The 11,419-nt window shown below is 71.8% G+C and carries 13 protein-coding genes; 8 read left to right on the forward strand and 5 right to left on the reverse strand.

All coding sequences use genetic code 11. From position 1 onward, the window contains the following. Positions 1-210 precede the first annotated feature (210 nt). The 6 genes from ACFWA7_RS13375 to ACFWA7_RS13400 all read left to right on the forward strand — a co-directional run bounded on the left by ACFWA7_RS13375 (position 211) and on the right by ACFWA7_RS13400 (position 3,859). A complete protein-coding gene (locus ACFWA7_RS13375) occupies positions 211-522 on the forward strand; it encodes an antibiotic biosynthesis monooxygenase (protein WP_283145080.1) in 312 nt (103 codons plus the stop codon). Further along, positions 519-998 (forward strand): nuclear transport factor 2 family protein, encoded by a 480-nt coding sequence (locus ACFWA7_RS13380; protein WP_385540752.1) that lies wholly within the window; start codon positions 519-521, stop codon positions 996-998. The genes ACFWA7_RS13375 and ACFWA7_RS13380 overlap by 4 nt, the downstream gene beginning before the upstream one ends. Positions 999-1,002: 4 nt before the next feature. Next, positions 1,003-1,518 (forward strand): nuclear transport factor 2 family protein, encoded by a 516-nt coding sequence (locus ACFWA7_RS13385; protein ID WP_385822874.1) that lies wholly within the window; start codon positions 1,003-1,005, stop codon positions 1,516-1,518. Beyond that, a complete protein-coding gene (locus tag ACFWA7_RS13390) occupies positions 1,499-1,960 on the forward strand; it encodes a nuclear transport factor 2 family protein (RefSeq protein ID WP_385540748.1) in 462 nt (153 codons plus the stop codon). Before ACFWA7_RS13385 ends, ACFWA7_RS13390 begins: the two co-directional genes overlap by 20 nt. Then, positions 1,957-2,733, forward strand: a complete 777-nt coding sequence (locus ACFWA7_RS13395) for an SDR family NAD(P)-dependent oxidoreductase (protein WP_385822876.1) — start codon at positions 1,957-1,959, stop codon at positions 2,731-2,733. The genes ACFWA7_RS13390 and ACFWA7_RS13395 overlap by 4 nt, the downstream gene beginning before the upstream one ends. Before the next feature lie 70 nt (positions 2,734-2,803). Then, positions 2,804-3,859 (forward strand): LLM class flavin-dependent oxidoreductase, encoded by a 1,056-nt coding sequence (locus ACFWA7_RS13400; protein WP_385540745.1) that lies wholly within the window; start codon positions 2,804-2,806, stop codon positions 3,857-3,859. A 154-nt stretch (positions 3,860-4,013) separates the two neighbouring features. On the opposite strand, the gene ACFWA7_RS13405 is transcribed toward ACFWA7_RS13400, so the two are convergent. Both ACFWA7_RS13405 and ACFWA7_RS13410 read right to left on the reverse strand, forming a co-directional pair. Next, on the reverse strand, positions 4,014-5,483 hold the full coding sequence (locus ACFWA7_RS13405) for an FAD-binding protein (RefSeq protein WP_385540743.1): 1,470 nt from the start codon (positions 5,481-5,483) through the stop codon (positions 4,014-4,016). Positions 5,484-5,564: 81 nt separating this feature from the next. Continuing rightward, on the reverse strand, positions 5,565-6,638 hold the full coding sequence (locus ACFWA7_RS13410; RefSeq protein ID WP_385822878.1) for a phosphotransferase family protein: 1,074 nt from the start codon (positions 6,636-6,638) through the stop codon (positions 5,565-5,567). Between the two features lie 191 nt (positions 6,639-6,829). On the opposite strand from ACFWA7_RS13410, the gene ACFWA7_RS13415 reads away from it, so the two are divergent. Further along, on the forward strand, positions 6,830-7,372 hold the full coding sequence (locus ACFWA7_RS13415; protein WP_385540739.1) for a flavin reductase family protein: 543 nt from the start codon (positions 6,830-6,832) through the stop codon (positions 7,370-7,372). A 57-nt stretch (positions 7,373-7,429) separates the two neighbouring features. On the opposite strand, the gene ACFWA7_RS13420 is transcribed toward ACFWA7_RS13415, so the two are convergent. The 3 genes from ACFWA7_RS13420 to ACFWA7_RS13430 all read right to left on the reverse strand — a co-directional run bounded on the left by ACFWA7_RS13420 (position 7,430) and on the right by ACFWA7_RS13430 (position 10,321). Further along, on the reverse strand, positions 7,430-8,389 hold the full coding sequence (locus ACFWA7_RS13420; RefSeq protein WP_385822881.1) for an MBL fold metallo-hydrolase: 960 nt from the start codon (positions 8,387-8,389) through the stop codon (positions 7,430-7,432). A gap of 136 nt (positions 8,390-8,525) precedes the next feature. Continuing rightward, positions 8,526-9,473 carry a zinc-binding dehydrogenase gene (locus tag ACFWA7_RS13425; RefSeq protein ID WP_385822883.1) on the reverse strand — a complete coding sequence of 316 codons (948 nt, stop codon included), beginning with the start codon at positions 9,471-9,473 and terminating at the stop codon, positions 8,526-8,528. 110 nt (positions 9,474-9,583) lie between these two features. Then, positions 9,584-10,321, reverse strand: a complete 738-nt coding sequence (locus ACFWA7_RS13430; protein WP_385540733.1) for an SDR family NAD(P)-dependent oxidoreductase — start codon at positions 10,319-10,321, stop codon at positions 9,584-9,586. A gap of 216 nt (positions 10,322-10,537) precedes the next feature. Between ACFWA7_RS13430 and ACFWA7_RS13435 the strand changes: the two genes are divergently transcribed. Next, positions 10,538-11,374, forward strand: coding sequence for a BTAD domain-containing putative transcriptional regulator (locus tag ACFWA7_RS13435; protein ID WP_385540731.1), 837 nt, complete (start codon positions 10,538-10,540; stop codon positions 11,372-11,374). The last annotated feature ends 45 nt before the right edge of the window (positions 11,375-11,419 follow it).

Here is an 11,419-nt window from a genome sequence, read left to right on the forward strand (position 1 = left end):
CGGGACGGTGACCGGATCGGGGCGCGATGCCGACGGGCTGGGGGCCCGCTCGTGGCGTACGGCGCCGTCGTCCACCACCGAGTCACCAACCAGGCATCAGCGGCGGAGCGGAGTGTGGAGAGCGTCCCCGGGGCCACCACCCCGCGATCCGGAGCCTTCCGGCCCGCGCCGGTGGCCGGGTGTCACCGTTCGCCCTAACGAGGAGTCTTCGTGGTCGTCTTCGTCAACAAGCTGACGCTCATCGGCAAGCCCGAGGAGTTGGAGCGGATCTACGCGCACGTCGCCGAGTTCATGGAGGTGCAGCCCGGTCTGATCCGCTACCAGCTGATCCGCTCGCAGAAGGAGCCGGGCATCTACTTCAACGTGGCCGAGTGGGACAGCAAGGAGTCCTTCGACACGGCGCTGGCCGAGCCCGAGTTCCGGGCCCGCCTCAAGGCCCTGGGCACCGTCATCAAGGGCGAGCCGCACCTGAGCGACGTCGTGGTCGAGGGCGTCGCCCGCGAGGCCGGAGCGGCCCGGTGACCCCCGACGTCGCCGCGGTCATGGCGTCCGCCGGCACCCATGTGCCCGCCGTCTCGGCGGACACGTACGCCCAGATCCTCCAGTTCTACGCCCGCCATATGCAGCTGCTCGACGCGGGCTCCGCGGAGGAGTGGGCGGAGGGTTTCACCGAGGACGGGGTGTTCGCGCAGAACGTCAAGCCCGAGCCGTGGAAGGGCCGTTCGCACATCGCCACCTCGATGCGGCGCGGTGTCGACCGCCTCGCCGGGCGCGGCGTCCAGCGCCGCCACTGGTTCTCCATGGTGGTCGCGGTCCCCGAGAGCGCCGGGACGGGGGACGAGGAGGCGGTCCGCACCCAGTACTACGCGGTGGTCTTCGAGACCCCGCACGGCGGCAAGGCCTCGGTGTATCTGAGCACCACCGGCGAGGACGTGCTGGTGCGGCGGTCCGGCCGGTGGCTGATCAAGCACCGCGACATCGCCCACGACGGGTCCTGAACCGATGGCGCCCCCGCTCCCGGAAACCGCGGACGGCCGCCTCTATGCCGAGATCCAGCGGTTCTACGCCCGCCAGGTGCGCCTCCTCGGCGAGGGCGACGTGGACCGCTGGGCGCTCACCTTCACCGAGGACGCCGTCTTCGAGCAGGAGGCCCCGGCGGACAAGGTCTTCGCCGGGAACGCGCCGCCCGTACGCACCGGGCGCGCGGCCATCGCGGCGGCGGCCCGCGGGGCGGTCGGTGAGCGCCGGGCGGACGGGCGGGTGCGGCGGTATCTGATCGGGATGCTGACCGTGCGTCCCGCCCCGGACGGCGCCGTGCACACCCGCTACGACGCGGTGCTCGTACAGACCCCGCGAGGCGGGCCCTGCGAGCTCCACTTGAGCACCACCGGGCGGGACGAGCTGGTCCGTCACGAAGACGGCTGGCTCGTCCGGCACCGGGTCAACTCCCATGACAGCGTGGCCGGTTCGCACACCGGCACCGAGCAGGAGGAACACCATGGCCGATCTGACACGTGAGCGGGTGGAGGCTGCCTACGCGGCCCTCATGACCGGCGACCGGAACAAGATCACCGAATACTGGTCCGAGGACCTTCGCTTCCAGATGCCCGGCAACCACCAGTTCGCCGGCTGGTTCAACGGCCTGGACGACTATCTCCAGAAGATGGGCAAGCTGGGCGAGGCGTGCGGCGGCCGCATCCAGGCCGAGACGCTGAGCATCCTGATCAACGAGGCGGAGGGCATCTCCGTCGACATCTACCGGCTCGACGGCTACCGCGCGCACGCCGAGGAGGGCACCGTCTCCCCGTACGAGCGGCTCCAGGTCGAGGGCGTACACATGCTGCGCTGGGAGAACGGCAAGATCGTCGAGGGCCGCAGCGCCCTGTTCGCCGACGGTGTCACACGCGGCAACCTGTGGTGGTCGCCGGTCGGCACCGACGGAGAGCGCACGGAGCTGTGACCGGCCCGGCCACCGGCGCGGACACGGGCCTGGCCGGGCGGTGCGTCGTCGTCACCGGGGCCGGTAGCGGCATCGGGCGGGCGGTGGCGCACGCGTTCGCCGACGAGGGCGCCCGGGTCCTGGTGGTGGGGCGCGGGGCCGCCCGGCTCGCCGAGACCGCGGCCGGGCGCCCCGGCATCCACCCGTTCGCCGCCGACGTCTCGGCGCCGGACGGACCGCGGCTGGTCGTCGAGGCGGCCGTCCGCGAACTCGGCGGCCTCGACGTCCTGGTGAACAACGCCGTGACCATGCGGTCCGCCCCGCTCGGCACCATCGAGGCGGACGACACCCACCGCCAGGTCGCCACCAACCTGCTCGCGCCGCTCTTCCTCACCCAGGAGGCGCTCCCCCACCTGGAAGCGGCCAGGGGCACCGTCCTCAACGTCACCACCGCCGGCAACCAGCGCGGCTGGCCCGGCCATTCCGTCTACGGCGCCACCAAGGCGGCGCTCGACTTCCTCACCCGCACCTGGGCGCTCGAACTCGCACCGCGCGGCATCCGGGTCGCCGCCGTGGCCCCCGGCCCCGTGGAGACGCCCATCGGCGAGCACGCCGGGCTCGACCCCGCGGGCGTCGAGCGGATGCGCGAGCGGCAGCGCGCCCGGGTGCCGCTCGGCCGGGTCGGACAGCCCGAGGAGATCGCCTGGTGGCTGGTCCACCTCGCCCGCCCCGAGGCGTCCTTCGCCACCGGCCTCGTGCTGCCGGTGGACGGCGGCGCCGGAGTCGTGTTCTGACCGCACCGCCCAACGACACGTCCACAACGAGACGTCCGCAACGGCACGTCTGCAACGACACGGAGTAGCAATGGAATTCGGTATCAATTTCTTCCCCACCGTCGGTCCGGAGGAGAAGCCCGCCGACGTGTACTTCGACGAGGCCCTGCGGCTGGTGGAGCTCGCCGAGGAGCTCGGCTACGACCACATCAAGACCGTGGAGCACTACTTCTTCAAGTACGGCGGTTACAGCCCGGACCCGGTGACGTTCCTGGCCGCCGCGGCGGCCAGGACCAGCCGGATCAAGCTGGTCACCGGCGCGGTGATCCCGGCCTTCACGCACCCGCTGAAGCTGGCGGGCAAGCTCGCCATGCTGGACAACATCTCGCACGGCCGCCTCCAGGTGGGCTTCGGCCGGGCCTTCCTGCCCGACGAGTTCGACGCCTTCGAGCTGGCCATGGACGAGAGCCGGCCCCGCTTCCTGGACGGCCTGCGCGCCTGCCAGAAGCTGTGGTCCGAGGAGAACGTGGTCTGGGACAGCGAGTTCCACAAGTTCGGCCCGGTCACCCTGCTCCCCCGGCCCTACCAGCGCCCGCACCCGAGGATCCTGGTGGCCGCGGCCATCACGCCCTCGTCGTGCGAGCAGGCCGGCCACGACGGCCACGGGCTGCTGCTCGTGCCGTCCATCTCCAAGCGCGAGAAGGTGCAGGAGATGCTCACCCTGTACCGCAAGGCGTACGCCGACGCGGGCCACGCGCCGGGCGGCGACGAGGTGCACCTGAGCTACGGCTGCTACCTGAGCGAGGACTCCGCCGAGGCGATGGCCAAGGGCCGTGAGTACTCGCAGCGCACCAACGCCGTGATGGTCGACGCGGTCGCCGCGTGGGGCACCCGCCGCAGCGAGGGCTACGCCGGGTACGAAGCCATCGTCGACAAGATCAAGAAGTCCGACTTCGACAAGTCGGTGGCCGAGAACAAGACGCTGGTCGGCACCCCCGACGAGGTCACCGAGCGGCTGCGCACCATCCGCGAGTGGTACGGCGACGTCACCATCAGCCTCCAGATGATCTCCGGCAACCCGCCCTACGAGGAGACGGCCCGCACCGCCCGGCTCTTCGCCGAGCAGGTGATCCCGAACTTCCGGTAAGCACATGGCGGTTCGCACCACCGCGAGGCACGAGGAAGGGGCTCCCCCGAAACCATCGGGGGAGCCCCTCTCGTATGTCCGCCGGCGGACCCGGTGCGTCAGGCGCGGTGTGTCAGGCGCGGTGTGTCAGGCGCGGTGTGTCAGGCGCGGTGTGTCAGGCGCCCGCGACCGAGGCCACCAGGAGCGAGGCCACGCGCGCGGCGACCGCCGAGATGGTCAGCGCGGGCGGTACGGCGCCGGACGAGCCGTGCAGCAGCGAGCTGTCGACGACGTACAGGTTGCGCGCGCCGTGCACACTGCCGTCGGCGGCGGTGGCGAGGCCGAGCGGCACACCGCCCACCACGTTCCCGCCCGTGGTGCCGATGCGGTTGAAGGCGGTCCTGCTGCCCGGGGTGGCCGCGTTGAGCCGGTCCAGGGTGTGCTGGACCGCGTGGGTCGCCCGCACCGCGCGCGGGTCCTGCACGGGCCAGTTCAGGACGACGTCGTCCTTGCCCGCGTCGTACCGGAAAGAGCCCAGCGGTTCGGTCGGCGAGGCGCCGATCGTGGTGATCCACCCCTCGTCGGACGGGGCGTCCACCCAGGGGAAGTTGAGGAGGGTCACCGGGGCGTGCGGGTTGTCCCGCCAGTCCTTGACGATGACCGAGCACGGGCCGCCCTGCGCCGGGTTGTTGGGGGCCATCCCCGTCCGGGCGGTGATCACCTCACTGTTGCCGACCCTGGTGCCCACCGAGGCGTCCAGGCCGGGCAGGTACCCCGCGGCCTTGGCGCGCAGCAGCAGCCGGGTGGTGCCCAGCGTGCCCGCCGCCAGGACCAGGTGCGTGGTGTGCACCTGGTGCCGGGCCACCGGCGTGCCGCGCTCGTCCAGTTCGTCGTACGAGACCAGGTGGCCGTCGCCCTGCGGACGGATCCCGGTGACCACGCTGAGCGGGCGCACCTCGACGCGGCCCGTCGCCTCGGCGCGGGCAAGGACGGTGAGGTCGACGCTGCGCTGGGCGCCGCTGTTCACCCCGAAGACGTTGAGCCCGGCGATGTGCGAGGCGGCCCGGCGGCCGGCCATCTCCTCGCGGACCGCGTCCCAGTCGACGGCCAGGTCGACCAGGTCGTAGGGGATGCCCGCCCGCTCCAGCTGGTCCATGAAGTCGCGCGAGGAGCGGTAGAAGTCCGAGTCGAGGACGTCCTTCGGTATCGGGGAGCAGCCGATCAGCTCCCGGGCCTGCGGGTACCAGACGTCGTGCATCTCCCGCTGGTCGAGGAAGTCCCCGAAGGCCCGGCGGAACAGCTCGGGCGAGGGTTCGACCATCGTGCCGTTGCTCAGCAGCGAGGCGCCGCCGACGCCCGCCGCGGCGATCATCGTCAGGCCCTCGCCCTCCAGGGATTCGAGGACGCCGGGGTAGATGTCGAGCGTCTGGTCGGTGAGCGGGGACTTCGGGCTCAGCCAGGACGCGCGGCCGTCCGGCCGGTGCTGGGTGGCGAAGGTGTCGCCTTCGGCGCCGACCTGCCAGCGGCGGCCGCGCTCAAGCACGATCGTGGCGACCCCGGCCTCGGCGAGCCGCAGGGCCGCGATCGATCCGGCGTAACCGCTGCCGACGACCAGGGCGTCGGTGCGGTGCTGATGGGTTTCCATGGAACGGCCTCTCTGAACGGGTCCGAACATACGTAAAGGTGGGGTGAGTTGGTTGCGTGGGGGGAAGCGGGGACATGGGACTCAGCCCAGCGGTTCCAGCGTGCGGGCGAGCAGGTTGGCGGCGTTGCGCGCCAGCGGGACGTCGGCCTCCGCGGCGACCAGGCCGTGCTCCACCAGGAGCCGCCCCACCCGGGAGGCGATCAGGGCGAACCGGAAGCCCGCGAACACCTCGTACCAGTCCATGTGTGCCGCGACGGGCCGCCCCGCCAGCTCCTCGTAGCGCCGTATCGTCTCGGCGCGCCCGGGAAGCCCGGCCAGCCGGGGTGCGCCGACGCCCTCGCTGAGGTGCCGGTCTAGGTAGAGGTACCAGCCGAGGTCGGCCTCGCCAGGTCCCAGGAAGGTCATCTCCCAGTCCAGTACGGCCACGGGCGCCACACCGGAGAACATCAGGTTGCCCAGGCGCGCGTCCCCCCACAGCAGGCTCGGCCGCTCCGGCTCCGGCGGCAGCCCGTCCCGCAGCAGCGCCAGCGCCTCGCGGACCGGGACCGGGTCCGCGCCGCCGAAGTGGTCCATATGGGCTTCGTAGTAGCCGAGTTGGGCGCCGAGCCCGTACGGGCCGTGGGCCGAGAGGCGCAGGCCGTCGAGGCCGAGAGAGGTGACGTCGAGGCGGTGGATGCGGTGCAGCGCCTCCACACCGCCCCACCACACCGCCGCGCGGCCGCCCTCGTCGAGCGCGGCCACCGGTCCGCCGTCGCGGTGGTACGAGGGCAGGTCCGGCGGGACCCAGCCCTCGACGCGGTCCATGGCGTAGAAGGGCGCGCCGAGCAGTCCGGGGTCGGGCTCGAAGCCGAGGACACCGGGCACCGGCACATCGGTGTCCCGCAGGGCGTCGAGGACGCGGTACTCCTCGTCGAGCCGGGAGCCCGGCATCACCCGGTAGCGGGTGGGGGCGACCCGGACGACGAGTCGGCGGTGGTGCTCGGCGCCCGCCCGCCCCCACTTGGTGTCCACGAGCAGCGTCTCGTTGGAGAAGCCGAGGCCCTCGGGCACCTCGACACGGACGCGCAGGTCCGCCGCCTCCGGCAGCCGTTCGCCGAGCCAGGTCGTCAGATGTTTCCGGGTGAGTTCGGGATCACGTTGCTGGGGCACGGGCATGGCCGGCTCCTCCATCCATATACGGGTGTCCCCATGGTCGAGGTGGCCGATAGGGGACGGATGGAGGATGAAAGGCGACGCCGGGGGCGCGCGACGCGCTCATCGGCGGCTCTGCATCCGCCTCCGACCGGTTCCCCAACCACCTGCGCCAGCATGGCTGTTGACCGGAGAACACCATTTGGGAGGTCGACATGTCCTGGGCACCGCCTGTGGGTGCGTTTGTGGAGCCGCAGCTGTTCCGGCACATACTCGGCCACGTCCCGAGCCCCGTCACCGTGGTCACCGCGGCGACGGCGGCCGGGCCCGCCGGGCTTGTGGTGGGGTCGTTCGTGTCGGTGTCGCTGGAGCCGCCGCTCGTCGGTATCTTCATCGACGAGAAATCGGTGAGCTGGCCGCCGATGAGCGAGGCGGGGTCCTTCACCGTCAATATCCTCGCCCATGACCAGCAGGAACTGTGCGCGCGCTTCGCCAAGAGCGGCGGACCGGGCGACACCGCGGGCAAGTTCGCCGGTCTTACGTGGTGGGAGTCGCCGCACGGCAACCCGGTGCTGCCGGGCACCACCGCCTGGCTGGACTGTCTGGTGCGCCAGGTCCAGCGGCTCGGCGACCACTTCTTCGCCGTCGCCGAGGTGGTGGGTCTCGGGGTGGACGCCGCGCGCCCGCCGCTGGTCTTCCACCGGGGCGCCCTGCACACCGTCGCACCCTCCTCCGGGGCGTCGTCCGAGCGCGCCTAGCTGCACGTGACATCGCCCCGCCGGTCGAACCGGCGGGGCGATGTCATGCGCGTGTGCTCAGGCCAGACAGGCCAGGGCGCTCCCGCCGTTGAGGCGGGCCATCTCGGCCATCACCGGGGCCGAGCGGATCTGGGTGTCCAGGGGTTCGCCCAGCGCCTCGGAGTAGGCGCGGTGCAGATTGGCCACCAGCCGCTCCGGGTCGCGCAGCTCCGCGTACGCGCCGAGCGGGGTGTCCCGGGCCGCCTCGAACGGGGTGAGTCCCGCGTCGATCCCCTGTGTGGCGGCCTTCTGCAGCCAGCGCAGATACGCCTCGGCCTCGTCGAGGGCCCCGGGCCCGGCCACCGGCCCGTGCCCGCCGACGACCGTACGGGGCTCAAGGGCCCGCAGCCGCGCGATCGCCTCCAGGGTGCCGAGGATCGACCCCCCGAGGAGGAACGGTGTGCAGCCGGGCATCAGGACGTCGCCCGCGAACAGCACCCGGCGCTCGGGCACCCACACCACGACGTCGTTGCTGGAGTGGGCCGGGCCCACGTACAGCAGCTCGACCGCCAGCTCGTCGACGTACACCGTCAGCCGGTCCTCGAAGGTCACCATCGGCAGGGACCGGCCGAGGTCGCCGAGGTCGCCCCAGTCGGTGCCGGGCCACACGTGTTTGAGGCCCTCGCCCTTCTCGGCCATCTCGGCGCGGGTGTGCGCGTGCGCGATGACGGTGGCGTGCGGGGCGGCGACGGCGTTGCCGAAGGTGTGGTCGCCGTGGTGATGGGTGTTGAGCACGGTCCGCGGCTCGGCGCCGCCGAGTTCGAGGGCGGCGCCGCGCAGGGCGCGGGCCCTGGCCTCGGTGGCCGCGGTGTCGACGAGCGCCACCGAGTGGGGGCCGGCGAGGATCCCGGCGTTGTTCAGGCACCAGCCCCCGTCGGGCTGGACGTACGCGAAGATCCGGTCGGCCACCTCCTCCACGCGGGGCGGCGGGACCTGGGCGAGGTGGGTGTCGGAGGGCGTTGTGGATGGCAGGCTCATGCGTTCCACGGTGGCCGGACCTCCTGGAGGACAGAAGGTGCGCCGATGACCGGCGGCTGGAGGGACCCGGGCCGCGTCACGGCAGGGGTGGGGCCCGGCGGTCCGCACAAACCGCCGGGCCCCGGGGAGGAAGGTCTCAGAGGGTGAGGACGACCTTGCCGTTGGCCCGCCGCTGCCGCAGCGCGTCGAGCGCGGGCTCGGGATCGCTCCAGGACCCGACGGCCGCGACCTCGGGAGTGAGCCGCCCCTCGGCCACCAGACGCACCAGCGAGGCGAGGTCCCGGGCGACGCTGCGGCGGGTCACCTCGTCGAAGAGGTGGAGATAGCTGATCCGCAGTCCGGGGCGCGCGTGGCCCCAGTCCAGCGGCAGCCGCAGTTCCTCGCGCACGGTGTTGCCGTAGCAGACGACCGTGCCTCCCGGCCGTACGCGCCCGAAGGCACCGGCGAGCACCTGCCCGCCGACGCTGTCGACGAGGACGTCCACCGGACCGCCGGCGGCGTCGCCCTCCTCGTACGTCCCGACGGTGTGGGCGCCCAGGGACCGCAGTCCCTCCGCGCGGTCCGGGGAGCCGACCTGGGCGATCACCTCGGCGCCGGCCGCGGCGGCGAGCTGCACCAGCATCCGGCCCACTCCGCCGCCCGCGCCGGTGATCACCACGGACCTGCCGAGCAGCGGTCCCGCGTACTCCAGTGCGTACAGCGCGGTCAGTCCGGCCACCGGCAGGGCCGCGGCGGCGGGCCAGTCCATGCCGCTGGGCACAGGGGTCAGCCGGGTCGGCGACAGGGCTATCCGCTCGGCCCAGCCGTCGCGTTCGGCGAGCGCGGTGACGCGGGTGCCGGCCACGGGCCCGGTCCCGTCGGCGGCGGCGCGCAGGACCGTGCCCGCCACGTCCCAGCCGAGCCGGGACCCCGGGGGGAGCTGCCCCATCAGTGCGAGCTCACCGCGGTTGACGGCGATCGCGTGCACCTCCACGAGCGCCTGGTCGGGGCGCGGCTCGGGCTCGGCGACCGAGTCGAGGCGCAGTCCGGAGTCACCGGACACCAGTGCCTTCACGAGGCCTCCGCCGAAGTCGCTTTGGTCCATGGGGACATGGTTGTGGATCTCCTTGTCGGAAGGTTACGAGGGTGGTTGCGAAAGTCACGAGGGCTGCTGGTCGGCAGTGCCTGTGAGGTCCGGGCCGGGGTGGTCGTCGGTCACCACCTCAGCCCGCCGTTGACCTCCAGGACATGGCCGTTGACGTAGTCGGAGCCGTCGTCGGCCAGGAAGAGCGCGGCATCGGCGATCTCCTCGGCCCGCCCGGCGCGCCCGGCCGCGATCTTGCCGCGGTAGTAGTCCCAGACGGCTTCGTTGCGGGCCAGCTGGCGCCCCATGCCCTCGTCGATGAAGCCGGGGCTCAGGCAGTTCACCGTGATGGGCTGTCCTGCCAGCTCGACGGCGACGACCCGGGTGAGCATCTCGATCCCGGCCTTCGACGCCGCGTACGCCGACGAGCCGGGGGCCACTCGGGTCGCCAGCGCCGACGACATGGTGATGACGCGGCCTCCGCCGTCGCGCAAGAGGTAAGGCACCGCTGAACGCACGGACAGAAACGTACCGTTGAGGTTGGTGGAGATGACGTCCGCCCAGTGGGCGGCGTCCAGCCGTTCGGCCGGACCGGCCCGGCTGACGCCCGCGCCGGCCACCAGGACGTCCAGGCGGCCGTATGCCTCGTATGTGCCGCGCATCAGCGCTTCCACCGAGTCCGGGTCGCGGACGTCGACGGGATGGTAGGCGAGGTCGCCCTCGCCCACCGGCGGCAGTTCGCGTCCTTCGTCGGGCTCGCGGGCGGCGCAGACGACGCGGCACCCTTCTTTGGCGTATGCCTGGGCGATCGCGTACCCCAGGCCTTTGGTGCCACCGGTGACGATGGCGACCTTCCCTGCGAGTCGCACGTGTGCCTCCTCGGGGATCGTGTCGACGGGGGCCGACGTTACGGAATCCCGAGGGAGGCTGACTGAACTCCCGATGGGGGGCCGCGATGGAGCGAGTTGACGGATCCTGAACTCTCCTGGGAGAGCTGCCCGGGCCCCGGGGATAGTCTCGCTGAACAACGGAGCCGTCGGTCGTCGCCGGTTTCGTTATTACGGGGAAACAAGCGAGAGGTCGTCATGGAATTCTCGGTGCTCGGTTCGCTGCGTGTGCGTGAAAACGGTCACGATTACGCCCCCACGGCGCCCAAACAGCGCCAGCTCCTCGCGCTGCTCGTCTTCAACGCCAATCAAGTCGTCACGGTCGGCACCTGTATCGAGGAGCTGTGGGGAGAAAGCCCCCCGGATACCGGGCTTTCCACGCTCCAGTCGTACGTTCTGCAGCTCAGGCGCATCCTGAAGCGGGTGCCGCGCATCGGCAGCCTCAAGGCGGCGCGCGAATTGCTGCAGACCAGGGACGGCGGATATCTGCTCGCCGTCCACCCCGACGAACTCGACGTCACTCTCTTTCACGATCTCGTACGACAGGGCAGGTCCGAACTCGGCAAAAATGACGCCGACGCTTCCGAACTGCTGTCGACCGCACTGGGGTTGTGGCAGGGATCGGCGCTCTCCGACGTCCAGGCGGGACCCGTTCTGCGTATTCATCTGGCGGGTCTGGAGGAAACCCGGATCAGTGTCCAGGAACAGCGCATCGACGCCGATCTCAGGCTCGGCAGGCACCATGACCTTCTCGGTGAACTGAGCGCGCTGTGCGCTTCGTATCCCACCCATGAGAATCTGCACGCCCAGTTCATGCTGGCGCTGAGCCGTTCGGGCCGGCGCACCCAGGCGCTGGAGGTCGTACAGCGGCTGCGCAGGATGCTGGGCGACGAGCTCGGGCTCGAACCGTCTCCCCGGATGAACCGCCTCCACCAGGCGGTGCTGGCCTGCGACCCGGTGATCGACGCTCCCAGGGAGACCACCCCCTTGCTCTCGCTCGACCTGCTGGCCCACAGCGGAGCCCGCTCGGCCTGAGCCGGAACAGCACGCCGGAACGCCCGGCCGCGAAGACCTCCACGG

The organism is Streptomyces sp. NPDC059994 (assembly GCF_042737755.1).
Lineage (GTDB): Bacteria > Actinomycetota > Actinomycetes > Streptomycetales > Streptomycetaceae > Streptomyces.

Excerpts from the sequence above, each read along its gene's own strand:
- ACFWA7_RS13400 (WP_385540745.1), top strand. The coding sequence starts at position 2,804 with ATGGAATTCGGTATCAATTTCTTCCCCACCGTCGGTCCGGAGGAGAAG.
- ACFWA7_RS13425 (WP_385822883.1), bottom strand. The coding sequence starts at position 9,473 with ATGGACCAAAGCGACTTCGGCGGAGGCCTCGTGAAGGCACTGGTGTCC.
- ACFWA7_RS13410 (WP_385822878.1), bottom strand. The coding sequence starts at position 6,638 with ATGCCCGTGCCCCAGCAACGTGATCCCGAACTCACCCGGAAACATCTG.
- ACFWA7_RS13405 (WP_385540743.1), bottom strand. The coding sequence starts at position 5,483 with ATGGAAACCCATCAGCACCGCACCGACGCCCTGGTCGTCGGCAGCGGT.
- ACFWA7_RS13420 (WP_385822881.1), bottom strand. The coding sequence starts at position 8,389 with ATGAGCCTGCCATCCACAACGCCCTCCGACACCCACCTCGCCCAGGTC.
- ACFWA7_RS13415 (WP_385540739.1), top strand. The coding sequence starts at position 6,830 with ATGTCCTGGGCACCGCCTGTGGGTGCGTTTGTGGAGCCGCAGCTGTTC.
- ACFWA7_RS13385 (WP_385822874.1), top strand. The coding sequence starts at position 1,003 with ATGGCGCCCCCGCTCCCGGAAACCGCGGACGGCCGCCTCTATGCCGAG.
- ACFWA7_RS13390 (WP_385540748.1), top strand. The coding sequence starts at position 1,499 with ATGGCCGATCTGACACGTGAGCGGGTGGAGGCTGCCTACGCGGCCCTC.
- ACFWA7_RS13435 (WP_385540731.1), top strand. The coding sequence starts at position 10,538 with ATGGAATTCTCGGTGCTCGGTTCGCTGCGTGTGCGTGAAAACGGTCAC.